Below are 26995 nucleotides of genomic sequence, written 5' to 3' on the forward strand. Positions count from 1 at the left end.
ACGGCCTGGCCCCGCTCCCGGCCCGGCCGACCAGCTCGCCACCGCCCTCGCTCGGCTGTCTCACGCCGGACAGCCGAGCGAGGTGACGGAACTGCCCGGTGGGCTCACCAACCACAACTACCGGGTGCGATCGGGCGACCTCGACGTCGTCGTGCGCGTCTCGTCCCCGACGAGCGCCCTCCTCGCCGTCGACCACGAGCACGAGTGGCTCAACTCGATCGCGGCGGCGCAGGCCGGCGTGGGTGCGCCGGTCGTCGACTACGTCCCCGGAGAGGGGATCCTCGTCGTCGGGTTCCTCCCGGGGCGCACGTACGCCGCCGCGGACGTGGGTGCCAACCTGCGCCGCATCGCGGCGTCCCTGCGGCGGTTGCACGCCGGCCCGCGGTTCGCCTCGCGCTTCGACATGTTCGACATCCAGCGGTCGTATGCCGCCATCGTCCGTGAGCGGCGACTGCGGGTCCCCGAGGGGTACTGGCTGCTGGACAGCGCGGCGGGGCGCGTCGAGCAGGCCTTGCGGGTCCATCCGGACCCGCTCGTGCCGTGCCACAACGACCTGCTCGCCGCGAACTTCCTCGACGACGGCGGTGACGTCCGGATCATCGACTACGAGTACTCCGGCACCAACGAGGCCGCGTTCGAGCTCGGCAACCTCGTGGGCGAGTCGCGGCTCGGGCACGACCACCTCGTCGAGCTCGTGGAGGCCTACCACGGCCGTGTCAGTGACCGGTTGCTCGCGCGGGCCGAGCTCTGGGGGCTCGCCGGCCAGTACGCCTGGACCCTCTGGGGCGCCATCCAGCACGGGGTGTCCGACCTCGACGCCGACTTCTGGGCGTTCACGACGGAGCGCTTCGAGCCCGCCGCGGCCCTGCTGACGAGCCGTCGTCTCGACGATCTCCTCGACGCCGGCGCGGGTGACGACCCGGGAGCGCGGCGATGACCCAGATCCCTTCTCGCGCAGAGATCGTCGTCATCGGCGGCGGTGTGATCGGCGCCAGCGTCGCCTACCACCTGGCCCATCTCGGCCGCACCGACGTGCTGCTCCTCGAGCAGGGGAGCCTCTCGTGCGGCACGACGTGGCACGCCGCCGGACTCGTCGGGCAGCTGCGGGCGAGCGAGGCCGGCACCCGCCTGGTCCAGTACTCGACCGACCTCTACTCGCGCCTCGAGGCGGAGACCGGGCTCGGCACCGGCTACCGGGTCTGCGGCGGCCTGACCGTGGCCCGCACGGCGGAGCGCATGGTCGCGCTGCGGCGCACGGCGGCCAGTGCGGCGGCATACGACCTGGACTGCGAGCTGCTGACGCCCGAGCAGGCCCGGGAGCGCTACCCGCTCATCCGGGTCGACGACCTCGTCGGGGCCATCTGGCTCCCGGGTGACGGCAAGGCGAACCCGACCGACCTGACCCAGGCCCTCGCCAAGGGGGCACGGCAGCTCGGGGTGCGCATCGCCGAACAGGTCCGCGTCACCGGCGTCCTGACGCGCGACGGCCGCGCCGCCGGTGTGCGCACCGACCACGACGACGTCGAGGCCGACGTCGTCGTCAACTGCGCCGGTCAGTGGGCCCGGGCCGTCGGCGCGATGGCCGGGGTCAACGTCCCGTTGCACTCGGCGGAGCACTTCTACGTCGTGACCGAGCCGGTCGAGGGAGTCCACCGCGACCTGCCGGTGCTGCGGGATCCTGACGGGTACACCTACGTCAAGGAGGAGGTCGGTGGCCTCCTCGTCGGCGGTTTCGAGCCCGCTGCGAAGCCGTGGGTGTCGCCCGACAGCATCCCCTACCCCTTCGAGTTCGCGCTGCTCGACGAGGACTGGGAGCACTTCGAGGTGCTCATGGAGAGTGCGGTCCACCGACTCCCGGTGCTCGCCGAGACGGGGATCCGCAAGTTCTACAACGGTCCCGAGAGCTTCACGCCCGACAACCAGTTCGTCATCGGGGAGGCGCCGGAGCTGCCGGGCTTCTTCGTCGGTGCGGGCTTCAACTCGGTGGGGATCGCGACTGCGGGAGGAGCCGGCCGGGCCCTGGCCGAGTGGGTCGTCGAGGGGCGTCCGACCCTGGACCTCATCGGTGCCGACATCCGGCGCTTCTCGCCGCTCGCCGGCAACGACGCCTGGCTCCGAGAGCGGGTCGTCGAGATGCTCGGCCTGCACTACGCCGTGCCCTGGCCGAACCGCGAGCCCGAGACGGGGCGCCCGCAGCGGCTCTCGCCGCTGCACGACAGGATCGTCGCGCAAGGCGCCGTCCTCGGCACCCGCAACCACTGGGAACGGGCCAACGTCTTTGCGCCCCAGGGTGACTCGCCAGCGATCGACTACTCGTGGGAGCGGCCGACCTGGGTCGACTGGTGCGTCGCGGAGCAGCGGGCGACGCGCGAGGCGGTCGCCGTCTTCGACCAGACGTCCTTCTCGAAGTACGTCGTCGTCGGCGCGGACGCCGAGAGTGCGCTGCAGTGGATCTGCACCGCCGACGTCGCCGTGCCGGTGGGCCGGACCGTCTACACCGGGATGCTCAACGAGGGCGGCACCTACGAGTCGGACGTCACCGTGACGCGCACCGGAGAGCGGGAGTTCCTCGTCGTCAGCAGCGCGGCGACCACCGTGCGTGACCTCGACTGGATGAGGCGTCACGTGCCCGTCGGTGTCGATGCCAGCGTCGTCGACGTCACGAGCGCGTATGCCGTCCTGGGCGTCATGGGACCGCGCTCGGCCGACCTGCTGTCCACGGTGTCGGACGACCCCTTCGACGACGGGTCGTTCTCGTTCGGCACGAGCCGCGAGGTGCGTCTCGGGTCGGCTCTCGTGCGGGCCACGCGCATCACGTACGTCGGCGAGCTCGGCTGGGAGCTCTACGTGCCCACCGAGCTCGCGGCCGGCGTGTACGACGAGCTCTTCCGGGCCGGGGCCGACCTCGGCATCCGGGCCGCCGGCTACTACGCCATCGAGGCGATGCGGCTCGAGAAGGGCTACCGCGCGTTCGGGCGCGAGCTGACGACCGAGACCGGCCCGGTGGCGGCGGGGCTGACCTTCGTCTGCAAGCTCGCCACGGACGTCGACTTCCTCGGACGCACGGCCGTCGAGGCCGCCCGGGCCGTGACCCCGCCGCGACGTGTCGTGTCGTTCGTCGTGGGGGACCCGACGGCATACCCGTGGGGTGGTGAGCTCGTGCTGCGAGACGGGCGGCCCGTGGGCCAGGTGACGAGCGCTGCCTGGGGTGCCACCGTCGGGGCCGGCGTCGGGCTGGCGCTCGTGGGTGACCGGGAGGCGGGCGAGGCGACGGGCGATTGGGTACGCACGGGGGAGTGGACGGTCGACGTGGCAGGGGATCGCCACCCCCTGACGGTCGGCCTCCGACCGCCGCTCGACCCGCACGGGCTACGACTCGGCCGGACGGCGTCCGACACGCACTAATGGTTCTTTCTCAGACCATTGACGAGGTGGAGGTGACGGTATTGGATCGACACGTGAGCGCAGCCGAACGACAGCCGTCCCTGCCGGACGTCGTGCTGCGCCCGGCGTCCGGCAACGTCTTCGAGGGCACCGTCGAGCAGCTCGCCACCGCGATCCGGCTCGGCGTCTTCGCCCGTGGTGAGCAGCTGCCCCCCGAGCGTGAGCTGGCCGAACGTCTCGGCGTCAGTCGCAACACCCTGCGCGAGGCCATCGCCGCGTTGCGGGACTCGGGGCTCGTGTTGACCCGACGCGGTCGTGGCGGCGGCACCTGGGTCACCGATGCGGCCGAGCTCCCGTCGAGCACGACCGGAGCGTTCGTGCGCAGCGGCGCGGCGATGCGCGACGCGTTGACCTTCCGCCGGGTCGTCGAGCCCGGCGCCGCCTGGCTCGCCGCCACGCAGCCGCTCGCCGGTGACCAGCGGGCCTGGCTCACCGACTGCCTCGCCGAGGTGGACCAGGCCCTCGACGCTGCCGCGCACCGCGTCGCCGACTCCCGACTGCACCTGGCGGTCGCGACGCTCTCGGGCTCGCCGATGCTGATCGACGCCGTCACACGGTCGCAGGCGGCCCTGCACGACATGCTCATGGCGATCCCGGTGCTCCGGCGCAACATCGAGCACTCCAACGCCCAGCACGACCAGATCGTCGGGGCCATCCTCGGCGGGAACGCGGAACGAGCCAGGGCGGTCATGGAGGAGCACTGCGATGCCACCTCCGCACTGCTCCGCGGCCTCATCGGCTGAGACGACAGGAAGGCACGACATGGCGCCAACGCCCACGCTCACGCTCGACCGGCTCCGCGAGGAGATCGAGTCGGGCGACATCGACACCGTCGTCGTCGCCTTCACCGACATGCAGGGCCGCCTGCAGGGCAAGCGCCTCCACGGCCGCTACTTCCTCGACCACGTGCTCGAGGACGGCACCGAGGGCTGCAACTACCTGCTGGCCGTCGACGTCGACATGAACACCGTCGACGGCTACGCCATCTCCTCGTGGGAGCGCGGCTACGGCGACATGTTCTTCGACCTCGACCTCGACACGCTGCGCCGCACTCCCGGCAGTCCTCACTCCGCGACCGTGCAGTGCGACCTCACGTGGCTCGACGGCAGCGGCGCCGTCGCGCAGTCGCCCCGGTCGGTGCTCAAGGCGCAGGTCGACCGGGCCGCGGACCTCGGGATGGCGGCGCACTGCGGCACCGAGCTCGAGTTCATCGTCTTCCAGGAGTCCTACGAGCAGGCGTGGGACGCGAACTACACCGGCCTGACGCCGGCGAACCGCTACAACGTCGACTACTCGATCCTCGGTGGCGACCGCGTCGAGCCGCTGCTGCGCGAGATCCGCAACGAGATGTATGCCGCGGGCGCCGTCGTCGAGAGCGCCAAGGGCGAGTGCAACTACGGCCAGCACGAGATCGGCTTCCTGTTCGACGAGGCGGTGCGCACGTGCGACAACCACGTCGTCTACCGCAACGCCGCCAAGGAGATCGCGGCCCACCACGGGCAGTCGCTGACCTTCATGGCCAAGTTCGACCAGCGCGAGGGCAGCTCGTGCCACATCCATCTGTCGCTGCGCGGCCTCGACGGCGAGACCGTCTTCGTCGACGACGACCGTGAGCACGGGCACAGCGCGATGTTCGAGCACTTCCTCGCCGGCATCCTCGCGACGCAGCGCGAGCTGACGTACTTCTACGCACCGAACATCAACTCCTACAAGCGTTTCGCGTCGGCGAGCTTCGCCCCGACCGCGGTCGCCTGGGGGCGTGACAACCGCACCTGCGCGCTGCGCGTCGTCGGTCACGGCGCCGGCCTGCGGGTCGAGAACCGTGTCGGTGGCGGCGACCTCAACCCCTACCTCGCCGTCGCGGCCATGCTCGCCGGTGGGCTGCACGGCATCGAGAACGAGCTCGAGCTGGAGCCGGCCCTCGAGGGCAACGCGTACACGTCGGACAAGCCGCGCGTGCCGACGACCCTGCAGGAGGCGCGGGACCTGCTCGCCGGGTCGACCGTGGCCCGGGCGGCCTTCGGGGACGAGGTCGTCGACCACTACGTCAACGCCGCCGACGTCGAGATCACGGCCTTCAACGCCGCCGTCACCGACTGGGAGCGCAGGAGAGGATTCGAGCGACTGTGACCACCACGCACGACGTCATCAACCCGGCGACCGAGGAGGTCGTCCGCACCGTCGAACTGGCCTCGCTCGAGCAGACCGACGCCGCCATCGCCGGGGCGTCGGCCGCGAGCCCCGCCTGGCGGGCCGTGAGCCCGGCCGACCGCTCGCTCCTGCTGCGCCGCTTCTCCGACCTCGTCGGCGAGCACCAGGAGGAGCTCGCCCTGCTCGAGGTCGAGAACGCCGGGCACACCATCGGCAACGCGCGCTGGGAGGCGGGCAACGTCCGCGACGTGCTCGCGTACTACTCCGGGGCCCCCGAGCGGCACTTCGGCCGACAGATCCCGGTCGCGGGCGGCATCGACGTGACGTTCCGCGAGCCGCTCGGCGTCGTCGGCATCATCGTCCCGTGGAACTTCCCCATGCCGATCGCCGGCTGGGGCTTCGCGCCGGCCCTGGCCGCCGGCAACACGGTCGTCCTGAAGCCTGCCGAGCTGACGCCGCTCACCGCCGTCCGGCTCGGCGAGCTGGCCCTCGAGGCCGGGATCCCCGAGGGTGTCTTCACCGTGGTCCCCGGCAAGGGCACGGTCGTCGGCGAGCGGTTCGTCACGCACCCCGACGTGCGCAAGGTCTGCTTCACCGGATCGACGGCGGTCGGCCAGCGGATCATGAGGGGCGCCGCCGACCAGGTCAAGCGCGTCACCCTGGAGCTCGGCGGCAAGAGCGCCAACATCGTCTTCGCCGACTCCGACCTGGAGCTGGCCGCCGCGCGGGCCCCCTACGGGGTCTTCGACAACGCGGGCCAGGACTGCTGCGCCCGCAGCCGCATCCTCGTCGAGCGCACCGTCTTCGACACCTTCATGGAGCACTTCGAGACCGCGGTGCGCGGCGTCGTCGTCACCGACCCCCGTGACGAGGCCGCGGAGATGGGTCCGCTCATCAGCGCCGGCCAGCGCGACACCGTGCGCTCCTACGTCGAGGACGCCACCGAGGACGTCGACGTCGCCTTCCGGGGAGACGCCCCCGACGGCAGCGGCTACTGGTACCCCGCCACCGTCGTCCTGCCGCGCTCGACGACCGACCGGGTCTGGCAGGAGGAGGTCTTCGGGCCGGTCGTCGCGGTCATGCCGTTCGACGACGAGGCCGACGCGGTCGCCAAGGCCAACGACACGGCATACGGTCTCTCGGGGTCCATCTGGACCCGCGACATCGGCCGGGGCCTCCGGGTCGCGCGCGGGGTCGAGGCCGGCAACCTCTCGGTGAACTCCCACAGCAGCGTGCGCTACTCGACCCCGTTCGGCGGGTTCAAGCAGAGCGGGATCGGGCGCGAGCTGGGCCCCGACGCGCTCGATGCGTTCTCCGAGGTCAAGAACGTCTTCATCTCGACCGACTGAACGGCAGACCGGCCGGCGGTCGACCCGCTCATCACGCAGATCCACTTGGTTGGAAGGACATCCACATGGCAGGCAGGCTCGACGGCAAGGTTGCGGTCATCACGGGCGGATGCTCGGGCATCGGTCTCGCAACCGTGCGGCGTTTCGCCCAGGAAGGCGCCAGGGTCGTCATCGGCGACCTCGACGAGGTGAACGGCACCCGCATCGCCGAGGAGGTGGGCGGCACCTTCGTGCGCGTCGACGTCGTGAGCAAGGAGGACGTCGACACGCTCTTCCGCACGGCCAAGGAGACATACGGCTCGGTCGACATCGCCTTCAACAACGCCGGCATCAGCCCGCCCGAGGACGACTCCATCCTCGACACCGACCTCGACGCCTGGCGCAAGGTGCAGGAGGTCAACCTCACGTCGGTCTACCTCTGCTGCAAGGCCGCCCTGCCCTACATGCTCGAACAGGGCAAGGGCTCGATCATCAACACGGCCTCGTTCGTCGCCGTCATGGGCGCCGCCACGTCGCAGATCTCCTACAGCGCGAGCAAGGGCGGCGTGCTCTCGATGTCCCGCGAGCTCGGCGTGCAGTTCGCCCGCGAGGGGGTCCGCGTCAACGCCCTGTGCCCGGGCCCGGTCAACACGCCGCTGCTCCGGGAGCTCTTCGCCAAGGACGAGGAGCGCGCCGCACGGCGCCTCGTGCACGTGCCGATGGGCCGCTTCGGCGAGCCGGAGGAGATGGCCAACGCCGTGCTCTTCCTCGCCTCCGACGAGTCGAGCTTCGTCACCGCCTCGACCTTCCTCGTCGACGGCGGGATCTCGGGCGCCTATGTCACGCCGCTCTGAGAGGCACTGAGAGAGACTTGTCGGAGGCTGCGTAGGAGGTCGTCGTCATGGGTCGTCCGGTCATCGGGATCACCGCCTACGTCGAGCGGGCCTCGTGGGGCCGCTGGGTCGACGTGCCCGGGACGCTCGTGCCGCACCGCTACGTCCGGCAGGTGGAGGACGCCGGCGGGATCGCGGTCGTCATCCCGCCGCGCCCCGACGCCGACGACGGGACCGCCATCGAGATCGTCGAGCGCCTCGACGGCGTCATCCTCGCCGGCGGCGTCGACGTGGCACCCGAGCTGTACGCCGACGAGCGGCACTCCTCGGTGCAGGCGTCGCGACCCGACCGGGACTCGACCGAGCTCGCGATCGCGCGGGCGACCGCCCTGGTGGACGTGCCGCTCCTGGGCATCTGCCGGGGCATGCAGGTCATGGCGGTCGGGGCGGGCGGTCTGCTCGAGCAGCACGTCCCCGACCGCGTCGGCCACCACGACCACTCGCCCGCGCCCGCGACGTACGGCATCCACCCCGTGCGCACCGTCGCGGGGACCCGGCTGGCCGCGATCCTGGGCGAGGAGGCCGACGTGCCGAGCTACCACCACCAGTCGGTCCTGACCCACCCGGGCTACGAGGCGTCAGCCTGGGCCGACGACGGCACGCTGGAGGCGATGGAGGACCCGAGCGCCTTCTTCCGGCTCGCGGTCCAGTGGCACCCGGAGGTCGGCACCGACCTGCGGCTCTTCCGGGCCCTGGTCGAGGCCGCGGTCGTCACCCGGCAGCGGCGCCCGTCACCCTGACGCCCTGGTGCCCTGGTGCCCTCCGGGTGAGACAACCGGTCCACGATCCGGACGTGGTGTTTCGCCGATGTTTCGCGAGCCCTACCGTGAGCGTGTGATGAAGCGACCCGTGCCCACCGGCACCCTCATTATCGAATAGCGCGACGAGCACCCCTCGTCGCGCAGACCTCCCAACCCTGGGGGGTCTTTTTGTTTCCCGAACCACCCCGACGGAGACACCGCGAAGGCCACCACCCCGGCTGCCGCGACCACGAGAAGAGACCGGGCCGCACACCACACCCGCGTCGCCCGCCCCCAGAACAGGCGGTCGGCCGAACCCCCGAGATCGAGGACAATGAAGGCCATGGAAGCGCTGCACGTCTACGACACCACCCTGCGCGACGGCGCCCAGCAGGAGGGGCTCAACCTCTCGGTGTCGGACAAGCTCGCCATCGCCGGGCTGCTCGACGATCTCGGGGTCGACTTCATCGAGGGCGGCTGGCCCGGTGCCAACCCGAAGGACACGGAGTTCTTCGAGCGGGCACGGACCGAGCTCGACCTGCGCCGCGCGACCCTCGCCGCCTTCGGGGCCACCCGTCGCGCCGGCGGGGTCGCGGCGGAGGACCCCCTCGTGCGTGCCCTCGTCGACTCGGGGGCGTCCGTCGTGTGCCTCGTCGCGAAGTCCCACACCGGCCACGTCGAGCGGGCGCTGCGCACGACTCTCGAGGAGAACCTCGAGATGGTCCGCGACACGGTCAGCCATCTCGTCGGCCAGGGGCGCCGCGTCTTCCTCGACTGCGAGCACTTCTTCGACGGCTGGCACCTCGACCGCGACTACGCCCTGTCGGTCGTGCGCACCGCGCACGAGGCGGGGGCCGAGGTCGTCGTGCTCTGCGACACCAACGGCGGCATGCTTCCGCACCAGGTCGAGGAGGTCGTCACCGACGTCATCGCCTCGACCGGCGCCCGCGTCGGCGCCCACTGCCACAACGACACCGGCTGCGCGGCGGCCAACTCCGTCGCCGCGGTGCGCGCCGGTGCGACGCACGTGCAGGGCACCGTCAACGGCTACGGCGAGCGCACCGGCAACGCCGACCTGCTCACCGTGGCCGCCAACCTCCAGTTCAAGCTCGGACTGGAGGCCATGGAGCGCGACTCGTTCCGCCGGGCCATGCACATCGCGCACGCCATCAGCGAGGTGACCAACGTCCCCGCCTACAGCCGCCAGCCGTACGTCGGCGCCAGCGCGTTCGCGCACAAGGCGGGGCTGCACGCCAGCGCCCTCAAGGTCGATCCCGACCTCTACCAGCACATGGACCCGGCGCTCGTCGGCAACGGCATGCGCACCCTCGTCTCCGACATGGCGGGGCGGGCGAGCATCGAGCTCAAGGCCCGCGAGGCCGGCCTCGACCTGTCGGACCGGCCCGACGTCGTCGCCGCCGTGCTCGCCGAGGTCAAGGACCTCGAGCTGCGCGGGTGGACCTTCGACGCCGCCGACGCCACCGTCGAGCTGATGCTCCGCGAGGCCCTCGAGCCGGGCTGCACCGACTACTTCGAGGTCGAGTCGTGGCGGGTCATCACCGACTCGTCGGGCGAGGGCGACGCCACGTCGGAGGCGACCGTCAAGCTGCGCGCCGACGGCTCACGCCTCATCGCGACCGGCGAGGGCAACGGCCCGGTCAACGCCCTCGACCACGCCCTCCGCGAGGCGCTGGCAAGGGCCTACCCCGAGATCGAGAAGATCGAGCTCATCGACTTCAAGGTGCGCATCCTCGACGCCTCGCACGGCACCGACGCCGTGACGCGCGTGCTCATCGAGACGTCCGACGGCGAGACGTCGTGGGACACCATCGGTGTCGCCGGCTCGATCCTCGCCGCGTCGTGGCGCGCCCTCACCGACGGGATCGTGCACGGCCTGCTTCGTCAGGGTGTGCCGAGGCGCTGAGCCAGTCCGGGGAGCCAGCCAGGGGCAGCTGCGCCGAACGCAGGCGCGTCGTGCTGCGGGGCGCCGAGGGGGACGGCGCCGAGGAGCCCTTCGGGAAGGGCGCCGAGGTAGTCGCGGTTCGTCGTCTCGATGACATCGGGGTGCTCGGGCCACGCGCCGATGACGATCCCGAGCTGACGGACTCCTCTGTGTGACAGCGCTTCTCGCGTCAGCATGGTGTGGTTGAGAGTGCCGAGGGCGCTCCGCGCCACGACGACCACGCCGCTGCCGGGGACAGCTGCGGCGAGGTCGGCCAGCGTCTCGCCGTCGTCCGTGAGCTCGACGAGCAGGCCACCCGCGCCCTCGACGACGACGAGGTCGTGCCCGGCCGCCAGGTGGGCGACGCGTGCGACGTGCTCGGCCAGCGTGGGCAGGACGGCGTGCTCGAGGGCGGCGGCCGGCCTCGGCGCCATGGGTGCCCGAAGGCGCACTCCCTCGACCGTCGTGACGCCCGTCAGCCTCTCCACCTCGGCCATGTCGCCCGGCTCGCCGGGTGCGACGCCCGTCTGCGTGGGCTTGTATGCCGTCACGCCCAGTCCCGCTGCTCGTGCCGTCGCGACGACCGCCGCCGTCACGACGGTCTTGCCCACGTCGGTGTCGGTGCCCGTGACGACGAGGACCCGCGGCAGTCGGGGCTGCCCCGCCGGCAGGGGCTCAGTCATCGTCGCCGTGCGGTGGGATCGACGCGAGCGGGGACGGGGGCACCGGCCCCTGCGTGCCCTCGACCGCCGCGACCGACGGGAGGCCACGGACGGGGGAGGGAGCGTCCCCTGCCCGTGGCCCCTCGACGGTACCGGCGACGGGTGGTCCGCCGTGAATCGCGGCGGCTCGGGCCACGAGTCGCGCCGCCTGGTAGAGGTCGTCCCCGGCGAGGTCGGCGCGCGCCGTGATGCGGAGCCGGGACACGCCGTCGGGGACGCTCGGTGGTCGGAAGCATCCGACGAGGACACCCTGGGCCCGCAGGTCGAGGGCCGCGGCGACGGCGCTCTTCGGTGACGGCATCGGCAGGGACTGCACGGCGCCGGCCGCCTGCTCGATGCCGCAGATCGTCGCGATGGTGCCGGCGTTGGCCCGGACCGAGGCCGCCAGAGCCGGGTCGTCGGCGACGAGGTCCGCGGCCGCGCGGGCCGCAGCCGCGGAGGCGGGCGCGAGGCCCGTGTCGAAGATGAAGCTGCGCGCGGTGTTGACGAGGTGGTGACGCACGGTGGTCGACCCGAGCGCCGCGCCGCCCTGCGAGCCGAGAGCCTTGGAGAGGGTCAGCGTCACGACGACGTCCCGGGCCCCGACGAGACCGAGCTCGTGGACGAGTCCGCGCCCGTGCCCGGCCACCCCGATGCCGTGCGCCTCGTCGACGACCAGCAGGGCGCCGTGGCGGTGGCAGACCTCCACGAGAGCCCGCAGGGGCGCGGCGTCACCGAGGACGGAGTAGATGGACTCGACCGCGACGACCACCCGCCGGTCCGGCCGGGCAGCGAGCTCCCGCTCGAGCGCTGAAGCGTCGTTGTGGGCGAACGTGGAGTAGGGCGAGCGCGACATGCGGGCCGCGTCGTGGAGCGAGGCGTGGGCGTGGGCGTCGAGCAGGATCTCGGCCCCCCGCCCGCTGAGCGCCGTGAGCACCCCCAGGTTTGCGGCATACCCGGTGGAGAAGGCGAGCGCGCTCGCTTGGCCGGTCAGCCCGCAGAGGGCGGCCTCGAGGTCACGGTGGACGGGAAGCGTGCCGGTGACGAGCCGGCTGGCGGTCGCCGACGTCCCGTACCGGTCGAGCGCCTCACGGGCAGCCGCCACGACCCGCTCGTCACGGGACAGCCCGAGGTAGTCGTTCGAGGCGAGGTCGAGCGGGTCACGCGAACCGGCGCCTCGCCCGCCCAGACGGAGCACGGGGTCGAAGCGCTCGGTGCCGCGCTCGGCCCGGAGGTCGGAGCGCTCGGCCAGCCACGCGTCCCAGTCGCTCATCCGTGGACCTCCGCGACGGCCTCGACGACGCCTTGGGCGATGAGCCGGACGTCGTCGTCGGTGCAGACGTAGGGAGGCATCGTGTAGACGAGATCACGGAACGGGCGGACCCAGATGCCTCGCTGCAGCGCGGCACGGGTGACGCCGACGACGTCGACGGGGGACGTGAGCTGCACGACACCGACCGCGCCCAGGGTGCGCACGTCGGCGACCTGGGGGAGGGCAGCAGCGGGCAGGAGGTGCTCGGCGAGCAGGCGTCCGACGCGGGGGACGTGGTCCTTCCAGGTGCTCTCGACGAGCTCGACGGATGCGTTGGCCACCGCACAGGCGAGCGGGTTGGCCATGAAGGTGGGCCCGTGCAGGAGGGCCCGGAAGGCGGACCGCGTGATCGCCTCCCCGACGGCGCTGGTCGTGAGCACCGCTGCGAGAGAGAGGTATCCACCGGTCAGGGCCTTGCCGACGCAGATGACGTCCGGAGCGACGTCGGCCCACTCGGAGGCGAAGAGCCGCCCGGTGCGACCGAAGCCCGTCGCGATCTCGTCGACGACGAGGAGCAGGCCGTGCTCGTCGGCCACGTCGCGCAGCAGTCGGAGGCAGTCGGGGTGGTAGACGTGCATGCCTCCGGCGCCCTGGAGCACGGGCTCGACGACGACTGCCGCGAGCTCGTCGCCGTGCGTCCGGGCGAGGTGGCGCACCTCGGACGCCCACGCGTCGAGCGCGGACCGGTCTGTCTCCCAGTGCTCCTCGCCGGTGGCCGTCGTGGCGAGGCGGGCGGCGGGCGGCCCCGGGGCGAAGACCTGGCGGGCCAGGATGCCGGGGAAGGCCGAGTGCATGCCGTCCACGGGGTCGCACACGCTCATCGCGGCGAACGTGTCACCGTGGTAGCCGCCGCGGACCGTCAGGAACCGCTGGCGGTTCGGACGTCCACGGGCCGCCTGGTACTGCAGCGCGAGCTTGAGGGCGACCTCGACCGAGACCGACCCCGAGTCGGCGAAGAAGACGTGTGCCATGGGCCCGGGCGCCATCGCCGTGAGGCGCTCGGCGAGCCGGACCGCCGGCTCGTGCGTCAGCCCCCCGAACATGACGTGGCTGAAGCGGTCGACCTGCTCGTGCGCGGCCGCGTCGAGGGCCGGGTTCCGATAGCCGTGCACGGCGCACCACCACGAGGCCATCGCGTCGACGACCTCGAAACGCTCGCCGGCCCGCGACGTGAGCCTCAGGCGAACGCCCGAGGCCCCCTCGACGGCATACGGCTCGGGTCCGTCGAGCGGTGCGTAGGGATGCCACACGAGCCCGCGGTCGCGGGCCGCGAGCGGCGAGCCGAGCGGTTCAGGCATTGGCGGGGAGGTCCGTCCCGGCCCCCCGACGCCGCTTGGCCGGGTCGTGCGTGGTCGCCGCGGGACGGGCCGGGTCGGCCGAAGGCCCGTCGGCGCCGAGGACGACGAAGCCGTTGTCGCGGATGAGCTCGAGGTCGGCCTCCGCGGCCTGGCCCTCGGACGTCAGGTAGTCACCGAGGAAGATCGAGTTGGCGACGTGCAGAGCCAGGCCCTGGAGCGAGCGCAGGTGCATCTCGCGACCTCCGGCGATGCGGATCTCCTTGTCGGGACAGGCGATCCGCGCCATGGCGAGGATGCGCAGGCAGCGTCCGGGAGTGAGGTCCCACGTGCCCTCGAGCGGGGTGCCGTCGAAGGGCATGAGGAAGTTGACGGGGATCGAGTCCGATCCGAGCTCCCGGAGGGCGAAGAGCGCCTCGACGAGCTGCTCGTCGGTCTCGCCAAGCCCGGCGATGAGGCCGGAGCACGGCGAGAGACCGGCGTCCTTGGCCTTCGTCACGGTGTCGACGCGGTCGGCGTAGGTGTGGCTCGTGACGATGTCGTCGTGGTGCGACTCGGCCGTGTTGATGTTGTGGTTGTAGGCGTCGACGCCCGCGTCGCGCAGCCGCTCCGCCTGGCCGTCCTTGAGGAGGCCGAGGCAGGCGCAGACCTCGACATCGGGGTGCTCCTGCTTGAGCGCACCGACCATCCCGGCCACGCGCTCGACGTCGCGGTCGGTCGGGCCGCGTCCGCTCGAGACCATGCAGATCCGCGTCGCGCCGCCGCGTAGTCCGGCGGAGGCCTGCTCGATCGCCTCGTCGGGCTTGAGCCAGGTGTACTTGAGGATGTCGGCCTGCGAGCCGAGACGCTGGGAGCAGTAGTGGCAGTCCTCGGGGCAGAGGCCCGACTTGAGGTTGACGAGGTAGTTGACCTTGACGGTGTTGCCGAAGTGCTTGCGGCGCAGGCGTGCTGCTGCCGCGACGACCGCCAGCAGCTCGTCGTCCGTGGCGCGGAGGACGTCGAGGGCGTCGTCGGTGGTGACCGGGGTGCCGGCGAGCACGGCGTCGGCGAGGTCGTCGAATCGGCGGGTCATGCGGGCTCCTTGCGCGCGGCGTTGAACGGTGTTCAACTTGAACGGTGTTCAGTATGCCGAGTCGCTAGGCTCGGCTGTCAACGCGGGTCCGCAGGGGGCTCGTGCGCCGAGGGCGGGGGAGCGCGTGGCACTCAGCCGGGACCAGGTCGTCGCGACCGCCGTCGACCTCCTGCGCCGCTACGGCCTCGGCGACCTGTCGATGCGCCGTCTCGCCCGCGAGCTCGGCGTCGCGCCGGGCGCGCTCTACTGGCACGTGGCGAACAAGCAGGAGCTCCTCGTCGAGGTGTCCGACGTTCTGCTCGCCGAGATCCCACCCGTGCCGGTCGACTGGCCGCCGGCCGAGGCGCTCGTCGGTCTCGCCGTGGCCGTGCGCGAGGCGCTCGTGCAGGTGCCCGACGCCGCCGACGTCGTCGGGCTCGCGTATGCCGTCGAGCCGGGTGCCGCTCGAGCCCTCCGTGACCTGGCGCGCCTCGTCCACGACGCCGGAGCGCCCGCTGCCGAGCGCGACGAGGTGGCGGCCCTCGTGGTGCACCACATCCTGGGATCTGTTGCAGGCCAGCAAGATCGGGCTCTTGCAGCCTCCGTCGACCCGGACCTCCCGGCCCCTGATGTGACGACCGAGGCCAAGGCGTTCGAGGTCGGGCTCTCCGTGATCGTCCGGGGCCTCGCGGCGTCCGGCTGAGCGCCGGGGCAGGCAAGTGCTGGGCGGTCCAGGCCCCGCCCAGCACCACCCCTGAAGGGTGGGGATCGTCGACGCGCGTGCCTGGACCTTCGTCGACACCCCTCAGAGTCGGTGGCGGCGCCGCTGATACACCGTTCTCGGGCTTCTTCGCCGCCTCCTGTCGCCCCGGCCTTGGCATGCTGGTCCGATGCCGCTACGAACGACGAAGCACTGGTTCGGCGTCGTGCTCGACGCCCCGCATGCCTCCGAGCTGGCGCACTTCTACCAGCGACTGCTCGGCTGGACGCTCTACAAGGACAACCCTGCGTGGGCCACGCTCGCGCCCTCGGAGACCGCCGGCTACAACCTCTCGTTCCAGACGGAGCCGAACTACGTGCGGCCGATCTGGCCGAGCGAGCCCGGCAAGCCGATCATGATGCTCCACCTCGACCTCGAGGTGGACGACCTCGAGGCCGCCGTGGCGCATGCCGTCGAGGTCGGGGCGGAGCTCGCCGAGTTCCAGCCGCAGGAGGACGTGCGCGTCCTGCTCGACCCCGCGGGCCACCCGTTCTGCCTCTATGTCGACGACTCCGACTGACGTGGATTTCGCTCGGCGTCAGTCGAATTGGCGCTGTGGAAAACCTGGGGTCGAGGGGCGGAATCGCATAGAATCGAACGCATGTTCGATGATGCGGCGGCAGTGACGGCGGAGGGCTTGGAGGCCCTCTTTCCGGTGCTGTCACGGGTCGGGGGCGCCGGTGAGTCGGACCAGGAGCGGGTCGACCAGCTCGCCGTGCTCGAGCGGGTGAAGTCCGCGGTGGCAGCGGCTCAGGTGCGCGTCACCGCGGCGTTCGTGGACTCCCAGGAGCGAGTCGCGCAGGCGTGGCGGGAGCGGGCCCGAGAGTGCTCCGACGCCGGTGACTTCGACGGGTGGCGGGCCGCGCGGGCGCGGGCGCTTGCGGCGTCCTTCGACGACGACGGCACTGGTCACAACGGCCGGCAGCCGGCAGCGCCACGGCGCAGTCGGCGGCCGTCGGGGATGACGGGGGTGGCGGCGCAGGTCGCGCTCGCCCGGCACGAGTCACCGGTCCGCGGAGCGGCGCACGTGCGGCTCGCGCTGACGTTGACCCGGGACCTGCCTCACACCCTGGCCGCACTCGAGGCCGGCGAGCTGAGCGAGTGGCGGGCGCAGCTCGTCGTGCACGAGACCGCGAGCCTGACCAGCGAGCAGCGCTCTCTCGTCGACGCGGAGGTCGTCGGACCGTTGAGTGACACGGCTGGGACGGCTGGGAGAGTCGGGTCCCTGGGCGACCGCGAGCTCGCCCGGCGGGTCCGGGCTGTCGCGTACCGGGTCGACGCTGCCTCCGTCATGGCCCGCGCCGTGAGGGCCGAGTCCGAGCGACGCGTCACGATCCGCCCCGCGCCGGACACGATGGCCTACGTCACCGCGCTGCTCCCCGTCGCGCAGGCCGTCGCCGCGCACGCCGCGCTCACCGCTGCCGCCGACACCGCCCGCGCGGCCGGGGACGAGCGCGGCAAGGGCCAGGTCATGGCCGACACCTTCGTCACCCGCATCACCGGGCAGGCTGCCGCGGACGCCGTGCTGGTCGAGGTCCAGCTCGTCATGACCGATCGGGCCCTGCTCGCCGGGGACGCCACCCCCGCACAGCTCGCCGGCTACGGCACCGTCCCTGCCGCCTGGGCCCGCACCCTGCTCGTCGGATCAGGTCCAGGCAACGCCCAAGGCTCGGACGAGGCGCAGGTCTGGCTGCGGCGGCTCTACTCGCACCCCGCCACGGGGACCCTCGTCGCGATGGACTCCACCCGCCGCACCTTCGACGGTGGGCTGCGCCGCTACCTGCTCGCCCGCGACGTCGGCACCTGCCGCACCCCCTGGTGCGACGCCCCCGCCCGGCACGTCGACCACGTCCGGGACCACGCCCAGGGCGGACCCACCACCGACACCAACGGCCAAGGCGTGTGCGTGCGGTGCAACCACACCAAGCAGCTCCCCGGCTTCACGGCCGAGACACTCCCCACCTGCCAACCCGGCGCACCCCACGCCGTACGCACCACCACACCGACCGGGCACACCTACACCTCTCACGCCCCACCCCTGCTCCCCGGTCAGGACCGGGGAGCGGTCTCCCCCGGGGTGGCACGGTCGATCGCCTCGACGGGTCGGGCGCGCAGCGCCTGACCGCGCGCCGAGAAGCCGCGGTGCGCGGCGGCATACTCCGCCTTGCCCTCGGCGGTTCTGATCCGCACGGGCTCGTAGCCCCGCTCACGCAGGTCGTACGGCGCCGCCCGCATGTCGAGGGACAGGCACGTCTTGTGTGACGTCGTGATCGCCACGCCTGGAGAGACCGTGTCGCTGAGTGACGCAGACGGAATGCTCGTCATTTCGACCCTGAGGCGGATAAGGGCCGCAACGTCATCGAGTGATCTTCAATGTCCTCAAGCAGTGGCGCGGCCTAGCCACAAGGTACGACAAGCTCGCCCCGACCTACCGCGGCGGCGTCGTCCTCAGCGGGATCATCACCTGGCTACGAGAACCGGGAGACACGACCTAGTTCCGCGTTTCCTTTCACGATGCCTTCGCTACACCCTCAATCCGGATGAGCCCGTTTTGCTGTGGGGTAGCATGTCCGCCGGTTCACGTCCGTCACGTCCTGCTCGATGCCGCAAGTCTGTCGATGGGGTCCCGATCTGATGAGTTCTTCCGCCTCTGCCGAGGCCGAGCGCGCCACAGAAACGTCGGTCGCCCACGACGAGCGGTCATCCGGCCTAAGCCGGCGGCGGCCGTGGCTGTGGGCGCTGCTGATGCTTCCGCCCGCCATCGTCGCGGTGCACTTGCTCGCGCTGGGCGCATTCGCCAGCCCGGCCGTTCGCCTGGCGGCGGATGACTGGTGTGCGGCGGCACGGATCCGCGACTACGGCTCACTGGGGTTCATCGACTACTACTACTTCAAGGTGAACGGCCGGCTGGCCTACCACGTGGGCCAGGTTCTGCTCTTCGCGGACGGGCTCCGTGGCGCTCGCGTCCTGCCGTTCGTCCTGATCGTCACGCTGACGGTCGGGATCTTCACCATGGTGTACCTGGCGCTGCGCCACCTGCAGTGGCGATGGCCCGCGGCGGCGGCTGGGCTCCTGGCGGTCGTCGTGTCGGCGCTCACGTTCTTCGCCGGCAACGTGGTGTACCAGATCCTCTATTGGCCGGCTGCCACCGTCACGCACACGCTCCCGGCGATCCTGGGCATCTGGAACGTCATCATCCTCATGGTCGCGGCACGCAGCCCGCGGCGGTGGGTGCGAGTCACGGCGGTCGTGCTCGCGTTGCTGATGGGCTTCGTGATCGGATCGCTCGGCGAGGCGTTCTTCGTGGTCAGCGGCGTCTATGCGGGGACGGCTCTGCTGCTTGCCCTGCTGGGGTGGCGCGACCGCCGGACGCGCTTCCCGATCACGTGGATCGCTGTGTGGCTCATGGGTATGCTCGCCGGATTCGCCGTCCTGTACTTCTCGCCCGGCCAGCGCATGCGGACCGAAGGGACGTACAAGCACGAACAGCCGTCGCTGTTGTCGGTCCGCGGCCTCTCGGGGGCGGTTCATCAATGGCTCAACACCTGGGAGACGATCCTGTCCCAGCCCGCGTACTACGCAGCGATCGTCGCCGGGCTCATGGTCGGTCTGCTCGCCAGCAGCGCGGCTCTGCGCAGGACGTCGCTGCCGTTCGCCGGCGGCTCGTGGACCCTTCCGCGCAAGCTGCTCGTGGTGATGCTGCCGGCCGTCCTGGTGGTGATCGCATCGTTCGGCGTCATCGCCGGGTTGCGGCATGGCTACGGACCCAACGGCTGGACGTACGAGCGCGCCTGGACGAGCTTCCTGATCCCCGCCATCGTGACCGCCGCCCTCTACGGTGCCGCGGCCGGTTACTGGCTGGGCCGCCGCGTCAGCGGCTGGCAGCGGAACCTGGCGGTTCCGGCCATGGCGGCGCTACTCGGGGGGTCGGCTCTGTTCAGCACGGTGTTGTTGGGATCCATCGTGCCGCGGAACACCGCGCTCGTACACGAGATGACCGTCCGCGCCGAGGCCTGGGACAAGAACAACGAAGCCGTCGAGCGACAGATCAGCGAGGGCAAGCGCATCGTCCGGTTCACGCCTACTCCGATTGCCGGCTCGACCGAGCCGTTCCGCTACACCACCTCGCCTGACTGGGCCGGCAATTGCGCCGCGGTCTACTACGGCGTCGACCAACTGATCCCTTCCGAGCAATGGCTGTCGACACCGGCCTCCGCCGCCTGGCGGGAGAAGCACCCCGGGGTGAGATAAGCCCAGGCTCCCAGCGGTTCTTGCGTGGGTTTAGGCGTGCGTATCACTGGCTCGCTGGACCGTTTCCGAGGCTGCGCTGGACCGTGCGGATGACCGAGCGGTGCGATCATGACAGCTCTTGCGTCAGGGTTGGGTGCCGACCACGGTCAGGAGCAGGCATTTGTCGGTGTGTACCAGGTATCGAAGGCCCAAGCTGAACCACGCCGGAAACACGGCCATGGCTTCCTCCAGCGGGACGAGCCGGGGCTCAGACAAGCGCAGTCGATGACCTCGCATTGTCATTCGGTAGCCCCCGGCGGCAAGCACGTTCTTCACCCAGTCCGACTGTGCGCCGAAGTTCGCGCCGACGGCTACGACGCCATCACGCCTGAACGCGCGAACCGGCGTGTGTCGGACTTTCCCGGATCGGCGCCCCACGTGCTCGAGGACAACCAGTGAGCCGAATCCTCCAGCGAAACGGAGCGCGATGGGGTTGACCCAACGGTGGAACGGTTGCGTGAACGAGGGCCACGGCATGCGCATCACCTCCGGGCCATCCTAGGTCGGCCGGTGGGCAACACTCGCGCCCGCTTGGACCGACCCGCCGCCTCGCGCGGACATGCCGCTGCGCGCTCCAGTTCTGGGCGTCGCTAGGGTCTCCGCTCCTCGCCCGATGGGAGTCGCACTGACGTGCGGCTCTCCGAGCGGCCACCGCGCGCTACTCGCTCCCGCGCGGTAGAACTTGCTCACGCACACAGGGAGGACCACATGCACGCAAACCGGACCGCCGGTCTCATGGTCGCCGTCGCTCGTCCGGTCCTGCCCCGTTGCGCGATCGCGTCGAATCTCAGGGGGTTTGCAGAATACGGTCGCAACCAGTGATCAAACGCTCCCGCAGCACCTGACCGCGGACGGAGAAGCCGCGCTGCGCGGCGGCATACTCCGCCTTGCCCTCGGCGGTCTCGATCCGCACGGGCTCCCAGCCCAGCTCGCGCAGGTCGTACGGCGCCGCCCGCATGTCGAGGGCCCTGATGTCGCGGGCGAGCTCGAAGCAGTCCATGACGATGTCGCTCGACACTGCCGGCACGAGCTTGTGAGCCCACTTGTAGAGGTCCATGCCGGCGTGTAGGCAGCCGGGCTGCTCGAGGGCGGTCTGGGTCTCACGCGTCGGCGCCAGCGCGTTGAGCGGCTGGGCGGCGGGCGTGAAGAACCGGTAGGCGTCGAAGTGCGAGCAGGCCACCTGGTGGCTCTCGACGACGGCGTCGGTGCCCGTGGCGCCGAGACGCAGCGGCCATCCCGAGTGCCGCACGTCGGACGGGTCGAGCCGGTAGACCATGGCCCACTCGTGCAGACCGAAGCAGCCGAAGCGGGCCGGCCGTCCTGCCGTGCGCACGAGCAGCTCGCGGACGAAGCGCAGCGTGTCGCCCCGCGCCGCCGTGAAGGCCTCGACGTCCACGTGGACGCGGCCCGCCTCCTCGGCGTAGAAGCGCCAGTCGGTGTGCGGAGCCTGAGCCGCTCCGCCGAGTGCGGTCTCCGCCCCCGGATGCCAGCGACGCAGCTGAGCGGGCTTGAAGGAGTAGTAGGTGAAGAGGAAGTCCTCGACGGGGTGCTTGCGGTGGTCGCGGCGGCGGGCCAGGTGCGCTGCTGTCGCGGAGTCGACGCGCGCCTCGTGCGCCGCCGTCCGCTCCCGCCACTCCGGCTCGTCCAGGACCTGCACCCCACGAGGGTAGGCGACTCGCGGCGGCGAACCCCACCGCGCACCAGCACCGCGAGGGCAGGATGGCCTCATGGCACCGGACGCCGAGCGGCCCACTCACCTGCTGCACCGCCTGACCTGTTACACCCCGGAGCGGGAGTGGACGGAGGTCCCCGACGACGACCGGCTCGTGCAGGACCTCGTGCCCAACGACCTGACGCGGCGCCCCCAGTCCTACAAGCGCTACGACGACGACCTCCGCCGAGTCCTGCTGCCGACCGACCTCCCTGCGTCCACGGCCCCTGCCACGGCCGTGCTCGCCGGCACCGCGGACGTCGAGCCGAGCGGCCTCGACCTCCCCGCGCTGGCCCGCCTGCTCTACCTCTCGTCCGGAGTCACGCGGCGCACCACGCGCCCGGACGGCGGGCTCATGCTCTTCCGCGCCGCGGGGTCTGCGGGCGCGCGGTTCCCGCTCGAGCTCTACGTCGCGGTCCCGCGCGGCGCCCGGATCGAGGGCCTGGCACCCGGCCTGCACTGGTACGACCCGGAGGCGCACGCCCTCGTCGTCCTCGGCCCCCCGCCGTCGGGCGACGCCGTGACCGTCGTCGTCACGGGGGTGCCGTGGCGCACCGGCTGGCGCTACCGCGAGCGCGGCTTCCGCCACGTCTACTGGGACGCCGGCACCATGCTCTCCCAGACGCTCGCCCTTGCCGACTCGGTCGGCGTGACCGCGCGCCTGTTCACGGCCTTCCCCGACGCCGAGGTGGCTGCCCTCGTCGGCTCCGACCGCGTGCACGAGTTCCCCGTCGCCCTCGTGGCCCTCGGCCCCGGCAACCCGGCCGTCCACCTGACCGGCGACCCGATGTCCGGCCACCACGACGCCGACGGCCTCGAGTTCCCGCTCGTCACGGCCGCCCAGCGCGCGGGGGAGCAGCGCGCCCTCGGCGCCGAGCTCGGGCGCGGCGCGCCGGTCGAGCTCACCTCCGAGGGTGGCCCGAGCACCGACGCCGTCGTCGTCAGCAAGGGCTCCATCCGCCGCCTGCACCCGGATCGCTCCCTGCCGCGCCACGTCCTCGTCGACGCGATGGGCGCCTCGCTGCGCGGGATCGACGTGCCGCACTGGCTCGGCGTCAGCGCCGTCGGCGACGTGCCGACCGGCATCCACCGGTGGCCCGACCTCTCCTCGCCGGTGCGCCCGCTCGACGAGCCGTCCGTCCGCGACGAGCTGTTCAGGGCCGCCCTCGAGCAGGGACTCGCCCGCGACGCGGCCTTCGTCGCCATGAGCGGCGCGCGCCTGGCCGACCTCGACGACCACGGCTACCGCGAGGCCCAGCTGCTCGCGGGCCTCGCCGAGGGCCGCCTCCACCTCATGGCGTACGCGTTGGGCGCGGCCGCGTCGGGCATGACCTTCCGCGACTCCGACCTCCCACACTTGCTGGGCAGCGACGTCGCCGGACTGCTGTGGACCTGCGTGGGCGTGCCGGAGTACCGCACCCGCCCCAGCGGGCAGCCCGGCTCGCCTGCCGACGTCACCATCGTCTGGCCGCGCTGACCGCCCTCCGCGGGGAGCGGCTCCCGTCGTAGGGTGGGCGCGTGCGCATCGCGAGGTTCACGACCGGGGACGACCCGGCATACGGCATCGTCCAGGGCGACCCCGGCAGCGAGGTGATCACGCCGCTGGCCGGCGACCCGCTCTACGTCGGCCTCCAGCCGAGCGGGCAACCGCCCGTCATGCTCGACGACGTCCGCCTGCTCGCACCCGTCATCCCGCGCTCCAAGATCGTCGCGATCGGCAAGAACTACGCCGACCACGCCAAGGAGATGGGCGGCGAGGCCCCGGCCGAGCCGATGATGTTCTTCAAGCCCAACACCGCCGTCGTCGGACCCTTCGACCCCGTCGTCCTACCGGCCGGCAGCAGCGAGATCTCCTACGAGGGCGAGCTCGCCGTCGTCATCAAGACGATCACCAAGGGCGTCAGGGCGAAGGACGCCGCCGAGTGCATCTACGGCTACACCATCGCCAACGACGTGACGGCGCGCGACTGGCAGCGCACCGACGGACAGTGGGCCCGTGCCAAGGGCTTCGACACGAGCTGCCCGCTCGGACCGTGGGTCGAGACCGAGCTCGACGCCGCTGACCTGTCGATCGTCACGACGCTCGACGGCGAGGTGAAGCAGGACGGCACGACCGCCGACATGATCCACGGCATCGCGACCATCATCGAGTACGCCTCGGCGGCCTTCACGTTGCTGCCCGGCGACGTCATCCTGACCGGTACTCCGGCCGGCGTCGGGCTCGTCGAGGCGGGCCAGCAGGTCACGGTCGAGATCGCGGGCATCGGGTCGCTGACCAACACCTTCGTGCGTCGCTGACCCTTTCGGGCTCCCACTAGGCTGGGTCGCACCATGAGCGACAACAGCACCAGCACACGTATGCCGTCCTCCTCCGTCAGCGTCGAGGGCGACGCCGGCGACCAGGTCGAGATCCGCACCGAGGAGGCCCCTCGCGTCTCGACGTCCGACGGCTCCGGCCCGGTGCGCACGCGCGTCGCGCCGTCACCCACCGGTGACCCGCACGTGGGCACGGCCTACATGTCGCTCTTCAACCTCGCCTTCACCCGGCAGCAGGGTGGCCAGTTCGTCCTCCGCGTCGAGGACACCGACCGCGCGCGCTTCCGTGAGGACTCGGAGGCGCAGCTCTACGACACCCTCGCGTGGCTCGGGCTGCACTGGGACGAGGGCCCGGACATCGGTGGGCCGTTCGCGCCGTACCGGCAGTCCGAGCGCCTCGACACCTACCGGCCCTACGTCGAGCGCCTCCTCGCCGACGGCCACGCCTACTACTGCTGGTGCTCCAAGGAGCGCCTCGACCAGATGCGCGAGGTCCAGCAAAAGACGAAGCAGCCGACCGGCTACGACCGCCTGTGCGTGGGCAGGACCCGCGAGGAGCGCGCAGCGCTGCCCGGCTTCAGCGAGACGCCCGTCGTGCGCATGCTCGTGCCCGACGACGTACCGCTCGTCTTCGACGACGTCATCCGCGGCAAGGTCTCGGCGCCGCGCCCCGACGACCAGGTGATCCTCAAGGCCGACGGCTTCCCGACCTACCACCTCGCCGTCGTCGTCGACGACCACCTCATGGGCATCACCCACGTCGTGCGCGGTGAGGAGTGGATCAGCTCGACGCCGAAGCACGTGCTGCTCTACCGCTGGCTCGGCCTCGAGCCGCCGGCGTTCGCGCACATGCCGCTGCTGCGCAACACCGACAAGTCCAAGATCTCCAAGCGCAAGAACCCCGCCGCCCGTCTCACGTGGTTCCGCGAGCAGGGCTATCTCCCCGAGGCGCTCGTGAACTTCCTTGCGCTGCTTGCCTATCCGCCGCAGCAGGACGCCGAGGGTGCGGACGTCGAGGTCTTCACCTTCGACGAGTTCAGCCGCACCTTCGACTGGGGCAAGGTCAACCCGATCGGCCCGATCTTCGACCTCAAGAAGCTCGACTGGCTCAACGGCGTCTACATCCGGTCGCTCGGCGCGGGCGAGTTCGCGAGCCGGTTGCTGCCGTACCTCGTCGCGGACGGCGTCCTCGGCGAGACGCAGTCGCTCGGTGAGCTGGCGCGTCTCAAGTCCGTCGCCGAGCTGATCCAGACGCGCATGGCCCTGCTCACCGAGGCGCCGGCGCTCGTGCGCCCCTTCTTCGTCGCCGACGACCAGCTCGTCATCGACGAGGATGCGCGCGCCCAGCTCAAGGACGATGCCCCGGCCGTCCTCGACGCGGCCCTCAAGGTGCTCGGCGACATCGACGACCACGGCACGGGCGTGCTCGGCACGGGGAGCCCGTGGAACGCCGCGGGGATCGAGGCGGCGCTGCGTGCGGCGATCGTCGACGGGCTCGGCATCAAGCCGCGCCTCGCGTTCGGTCCGCTGCGCACGGCCGTCTCGGGTGCGGGCATCTCGCCGCCGCTCTTCGAGTCGATGGAGATCCTCGGCAAGACGTCGACGCTCAACCGTCTCCGGTCGCTGCGCGACTCGCTCTGAGGAGGGTGCGGGTGGAGAGGGTGGCCTGGCCGCTGCACGGCATCCGCCTGCGCACGGCCGACCTCGACCTCACCGTCATGACGGAGGCCGACCTGCCGACCCTGTGCTCGCTCCTGCCCGACGACCTCGAGCTGAACCCGCACGCGACGACGTATGCCGGTCTCGACGGCGCCGCGAACCGTCGGGCCGTCCTCTCGCAGGGCTACTGGCGCGCCCTCGGCATGTGGTCGCCCGACGACTGGGCGCTGCCCTTCGTCGTGCGCGCGGACGGAGACGTCGTCGGTGCCCAGTGGCTCGAGGGCCCGGACTGGCGCGCGGACCGCATCGTCGACTCGTCATCGTGGCTCGTCGCCACGGCGCGGGGGAGGGGCCTCGGAACGCAGATGCGGGCGGCGGTGCTCGCGCTGGCCTTCGGTCCGTTGCGAGCCACGGCGGCGATCAGCTCGGCGGTCGTCGGCAACGCCGCGTCGCTGGGCGTCTCGCGGGCCCTGGGCTACCGCGACACCCGTCGCTCCGTGCTCGAGCACTCGGGTGAGACGCTGCAGCACGTCCGGCTCGAGCGGGCGGCCTGGGAGGCGGCGGGCCGGGCCCGCGAGGTCGGCATCGACGGGGTGCGGCCGGCGCTGCCCCTGTTCGGGCTCGACCCCGTGGAAGGACCCCAACCGTGAACCCGCCGTCCCTCGCCGTTGTCCTCGACGGCGTGCACGCCGTGCTGCTCGACGTCGACGACACCATCGTCGACACGCAGGAGGCGATGGTCACGGCCGGCACTGAGGCGGCCGCCGCGATCTGGCCGCACCGGCCCGTCGGGGACCACCGCGCCATGGCCCAGCGCTACTACGACGACCCGGAGCGATGGTTCCCGCGCTACGCGTCCGGTGACGTCCCGTTCGACGCGATGCGCTCGGGCCGGCTGGCCGAGGTGGCCGTGGCGTTCGGGCTCGAGGTCCCCGACGGGGCCCACCGGTCGTTCGAGGACGCCTACGCCCCGGCCTTCCGCAGCTCGCAGCGCCTCTTCCCCGACGTGCCGGGACTGCTGGCCGCGGCCGACGGGCAGGGCCTGCCGGTCGCCCTGCTGACCAACTCGGCGCACGCGCCGACGCGCATCAAGCTCGAGGCCCTCGACCTCGTCGAGCGGTTCGACGTCGTCGTGACGACCGACACCCTGGGCTTCGGCAAGCCCGACCCCCGCGTCTACCTCGAGGCGTGCCGGCTGCTCGGCTCCGAGCCCGAGCGGGTGGTCTGCATCGGCGACAGCATCGAGTGGGACGTCCTCGGTGCCCAGGCCGCCGGCCTGCGTGCCGTGTGGCTCGACCGGGCCGGGCGGGGGACGCCCGAGGCGGTCGCCCGCGTGCGTGGCTTGGACGAGGTCGCGGTGGTGCTCGAGCGCCGATTTGGGCCACCGCTCACGGACCGGTAG

24 protein-coding genes and 1 pseudogene are annotated in these 26995 nt (G+C 71.8%); 18 read left to right on the forward strand and 7 right to left on the reverse strand.

The features are described from left to right. The first annotated feature begins 82 nt into the window (after positions 1 to 82). The 8 genes from ASD90_RS07915 (at position 83) to cimA (ending at position 10480) form a co-directional block, all read left to right on the forward strand. Positions 83 to 937 (forward strand): choline kinase family protein, encoded by an 855-nt coding sequence (locus tag ASD90_RS07915; RefSeq protein ID WP_235506425.1) that lies wholly within the window; start codon positions 83 to 85, stop codon positions 935 to 937. After that, on the forward strand, positions 934 to 3405 hold the full coding sequence (locus ASD90_RS07920) for an FAD-dependent oxidoreductase (protein ID WP_056753685.1): 2472 nt from the start codon (positions 934 to 936) through the stop codon (positions 3403 to 3405). Before ASD90_RS07915 ends, ASD90_RS07920 begins: the two co-directional genes overlap by 4 nt. A 53-nt stretch (positions 3406 to 3458) precedes the next feature. Further along, positions 3459 to 4187, forward strand: coding sequence for a FadR/GntR family transcriptional regulator (locus ASD90_RS07925; protein WP_255358548.1), 729 nt, complete (start codon positions 3459 to 3461; stop codon positions 4185 to 4187). A 19-nt stretch (positions 4188 to 4206) separates the two neighbouring features. Continuing rightward, positions 4207 to 5574 (forward strand): glutamine synthetase family protein, encoded by a 1368-nt coding sequence (locus tag ASD90_RS07930; RefSeq protein ID WP_056753687.1) that lies wholly within the window; start codon positions 4207 to 4209, stop codon positions 5572 to 5574. After that, positions 5571 to 6944, forward strand: coding sequence for an aldehyde dehydrogenase (locus ASD90_RS07935; RefSeq protein ID WP_056753690.1), 1374 nt, complete (start codon positions 5571 to 5573; stop codon positions 6942 to 6944). The genes ASD90_RS07930 and ASD90_RS07935 overlap by 4 nt, the downstream gene beginning before the upstream one ends. A 65-nt stretch (positions 6945 to 7009) precedes the next feature. Then, complete coding sequence (locus tag ASD90_RS07940; RefSeq protein WP_056753693.1) at positions 7010 to 7777, forward strand: 3-oxoacyl-ACP reductase; 768 nt, start codon at positions 7010 to 7012, stop codon at positions 7775 to 7777. Between the two features lie 47 nt (positions 7778 to 7824). After that, positions 7825 to 8556, forward strand: coding sequence for a gamma-glutamyl-gamma-aminobutyrate hydrolase family protein (locus ASD90_RS07945; RefSeq protein WP_056753695.1), 732 nt, complete (start codon positions 7825 to 7827; stop codon positions 8554 to 8556). A gap of 343 nt (positions 8557 to 8899) precedes the next feature. Continuing rightward, positions 8900 to 10480 (forward strand): citramalate synthase, encoded by a 1581-nt coding sequence (gene cimA / locus ASD90_RS07950; protein WP_157623049.1) that lies wholly within the window; start codon positions 8900 to 8902, stop codon positions 10478 to 10480. Here cimA and bioD read toward each other — a convergent pair. From bioD to bioB, 4 genes are read right to left on the reverse strand one after another with little or no spacing between them, the layout of a single operon-like run. Continuing rightward, entirely contained in the window at positions 10459 to 11181 is a 723-nt protein-coding gene (gene bioD / locus ASD90_RS07955; protein WP_056753702.1) for a dethiobiotin synthase, read from the reverse strand. The two genes, cimA and bioD, sit on opposite strands and share 22 nt — an antisense overlap. After that, positions 11174 to 12472 carry an 8-amino-7-oxononanoate synthase gene (locus ASD90_RS07960; RefSeq protein WP_056753705.1) on the reverse strand — a complete coding sequence of 433 codons (1299 nt, stop codon included), beginning with the start codon at positions 12470 to 12472 and terminating at the stop codon, positions 11174 to 11176. The genes bioD and ASD90_RS07960 overlap by 8 nt, the downstream gene beginning before the upstream one ends. After that, positions 12469 to 13809: an adenosylmethionine--8-amino-7-oxononanoate transaminase gene (bioA, locus tag ASD90_RS07965; RefSeq protein ID WP_056753709.1), complete on the reverse strand. Its 1341-nt coding sequence runs from the start codon at positions 13807 to 13809 to the stop codon at positions 12469 to 12471. The genes ASD90_RS07960 and bioA overlap by 4 nt, the downstream gene beginning before the upstream one ends. Then, positions 13802 to 14878 (reverse strand): biotin synthase BioB, encoded by a 1077-nt coding sequence (gene bioB, locus ASD90_RS07970; protein WP_056753711.1) that lies wholly within the window; start codon positions 14876 to 14878, stop codon positions 13802 to 13804. The genes bioA and bioB overlap by 8 nt, the downstream gene beginning before the upstream one ends. 124 nt (positions 14879 to 15002) lie before the next feature. Here bioB and ASD90_RS07975 point away from each other — a divergent pair, with 124 nt between their 5' ends. The 3 genes from ASD90_RS07975 (at position 15003) to ASD90_RS07985 (ending at position 17739) form a co-directional block, all read left to right on the forward strand. Then, complete coding sequence (locus ASD90_RS07975; RefSeq protein ID WP_056753714.1) at positions 15003 to 15560, forward strand: TetR/AcrR family transcriptional regulator; 558 nt, start codon at positions 15003 to 15005, stop codon at positions 15558 to 15560. A 187-nt stretch (positions 15561 to 15747) separates the two neighbouring features. After that, positions 15748 to 16137 (forward strand): VOC family protein, encoded by a 390-nt coding sequence (locus ASD90_RS07980; RefSeq protein WP_056753715.1) that lies wholly within the window; start codon positions 15748 to 15750, stop codon positions 16135 to 16137. An 81-nt stretch (positions 16138 to 16218) separates the two neighbouring features. After that, positions 16219 to 17739, forward strand: coding sequence for an HNH endonuclease signature motif containing protein (locus tag ASD90_RS07985; protein ID WP_056753719.1), 1521 nt, complete (start codon positions 16219 to 16221; stop codon positions 17737 to 17739). Here ASD90_RS07985 and ASD90_RS07990 read toward each other — a convergent pair. Further along, positions 17667 to 17894, reverse strand: coding sequence for a hypothetical protein (locus ASD90_RS07990; protein ID WP_056753723.1), 228 nt, complete (start codon positions 17892 to 17894; stop codon positions 17667 to 17669). The genes ASD90_RS07985 and ASD90_RS07990 overlap by 73 nt on opposite strands. A 51-nt stretch (positions 17895 to 17945) precedes the next feature. On the opposite strand from ASD90_RS07990, the pseudogene ASD90_RS23420 reads away from it, so the two are divergent. Beyond that, positions 17946 to 18112 (forward strand): annotated as a pseudogene (locus ASD90_RS23420) (transposase); the annotation flags it as partial. Between the two features lie 139 nt (positions 18113 to 18251). Then, a complete protein-coding gene (locus ASD90_RS07995; RefSeq protein ID WP_056753726.1) occupies positions 18252 to 19868 on the forward strand; it encodes a DUF6056 family protein in 1617 nt (538 codons plus the stop codon). Positions 19869 to 19991: 123 nt separating this feature from the next. Here the strand turns inward: ASD90_RS07995 and ASD90_RS24685 are convergent, their stop codons facing one another. Both ASD90_RS24685 and ASD90_RS08000 read right to left on the reverse strand, forming a co-directional pair. After that, positions 19992 to 20390 carry a nitroreductase family deazaflavin-dependent oxidoreductase gene (locus tag ASD90_RS24685; protein WP_369793580.1) on the reverse strand — a complete coding sequence of 133 codons (399 nt, stop codon included), beginning with the start codon at positions 20388 to 20390 and terminating at the stop codon, positions 19992 to 19994. 304 nt (positions 20391 to 20694) lie between these two features. Further along, positions 20695 to 21564, reverse strand: a complete 870-nt coding sequence (locus tag ASD90_RS08000; protein ID WP_056753729.1) for a hypothetical protein — start codon at positions 21562 to 21564, stop codon at positions 20695 to 20697. Between the two features lie 70 nt (positions 21565 to 21634). Between ASD90_RS08000 and ASD90_RS08005 the strand changes: the two genes are divergently transcribed. From ASD90_RS08005 to ASD90_RS08025, 5 genes are read left to right on the forward strand one after another with little or no spacing between them, the layout of a single operon-like run. After that, positions 21635 to 23095: a hypothetical protein gene (locus ASD90_RS08005; RefSeq protein WP_056753732.1), complete on the forward strand. Its 1461-nt coding sequence runs from the start codon at positions 21635 to 21637 to the stop codon at positions 23093 to 23095. Positions 23096 to 23136: 41 nt separating this feature from the next. Continuing rightward, complete coding sequence (locus tag ASD90_RS08010; protein ID WP_056753735.1) at positions 23137 to 23916, forward strand: fumarylacetoacetate hydrolase family protein; 780 nt, start codon at positions 23137 to 23139, stop codon at positions 23914 to 23916. A 33-nt stretch (positions 23917 to 23949) separates the two neighbouring features. Continuing rightward, positions 23950 to 25575 (forward strand): glutamate--tRNA ligase, encoded by a 1626-nt coding sequence (gene gltX / locus ASD90_RS08015; protein ID WP_255358549.1) that lies wholly within the window; start codon positions 23950 to 23952, stop codon positions 25573 to 25575. Positions 25576 to 25586: 11 nt separating this feature from the next. Further along, a complete protein-coding gene (locus tag ASD90_RS08020; RefSeq protein ID WP_056753740.1) occupies positions 25587 to 26243 on the forward strand; it encodes a GNAT family N-acetyltransferase in 657 nt (218 codons plus the stop codon). Next, a complete protein-coding gene (locus ASD90_RS08025; RefSeq protein ID WP_056753744.1) occupies positions 26240 to 26995 on the forward strand; it encodes an HAD family hydrolase in 756 nt (251 codons plus the stop codon). The genes ASD90_RS08020 and ASD90_RS08025 overlap by 4 nt, the downstream gene beginning before the upstream one ends.

This window comes from Terrabacter sp. Root181 (assembly GCF_001428505.1).
Classification (GTDB): domain Bacteria; phylum Actinomycetota; class Actinomycetes; order Actinomycetales; family Dermatophilaceae; genus Terrabacter.

Bases quoted from the DNA above. Each gene is read 5' to 3' on its own strand.
- ASD90_RS07960 (WP_056753705.1), bottom strand. From the start codon at position 12,472: ATGAGCGACTGGGACGCGTGGCTGGCCGAGCGCTCCGACCTCCGGGCC.
- ASD90_RS07995 (WP_056753726.1), top strand. From the start codon at position 18,252: ATGAGTTCTTCCGCCTCTGCCGAGGCCGAGCGCGCCACAGAAACGTCG.
- ASD90_RS07980 (WP_056753715.1), top strand. From the start codon at position 15,748: ATGCCGCTACGAACGACGAAGCACTGGTTCGGCGTCGTGCTCGACGCC.
- ASD90_RS07930 (WP_056753687.1), top strand. From the start codon at position 4,207: ATGGCGCCAACGCCCACGCTCACGCTCGACCGGCTCCGCGAGGAGATC.
- bioA (WP_056753709.1), bottom strand. From the start codon at position 13,809: ATGCCTGAACCGCTCGGCTCGCCGCTCGCGGCCCGCGACCGCGGGCTC.
- gltX (WP_255358549.1), top strand. From the start codon at position 23,950: ATGAGCGACAACAGCACCAGCACACGTATGCCGTCCTCCTCCGTCAGC.
- ASD90_RS08005 (WP_056753732.1), top strand. From the start codon at position 21,635: ATGGCACCGGACGCCGAGCGGCCCACTCACCTGCTGCACCGCCTGACC.
- ASD90_RS07920 (WP_056753685.1), top strand. From the start codon at position 934: ATGACCCAGATCCCTTCTCGCGCAGAGATCGTCGTCATCGGCGGCGGT.
- bioD (WP_056753702.1), bottom strand. From the start codon at position 11,181: ATGACTGAGCCCCTGCCGGCGGGGCAGCCCCGACTGCCGCGGGTCCTC.
- ASD90_RS07945 (WP_056753695.1), top strand. From the start codon at position 7,825: ATGGGTCGTCCGGTCATCGGGATCACCGCCTACGTCGAGCGGGCCTCG.
- ASD90_RS24685 (WP_369793580.1), bottom strand. From the start codon at position 20,390: ATGCGCATGCCGTGGCCCTCGTTCACGCAACCGTTCCACCGTTGGGTC.
- bioB (WP_056753711.1), bottom strand. From the start codon at position 14,878: ATGACCCGCCGATTCGACGACCTCGCCGACGCCGTGCTCGCCGGCACC.
- ASD90_RS07985 (WP_056753719.1), top strand. From the start codon at position 16,219: ATGTTCGATGATGCGGCGGCAGTGACGGCGGAGGGCTTGGAGGCCCTC.
- cimA (WP_157623049.1), top strand. From the start codon at position 8,900: ATGGAAGCGCTGCACGTCTACGACACCACCCTGCGCGACGGCGCCCAG.
- ASD90_RS07940 (WP_056753693.1), top strand. From the start codon at position 7,010: ATGGCAGGCAGGCTCGACGGCAAGGTTGCGGTCATCACGGGCGGATGC.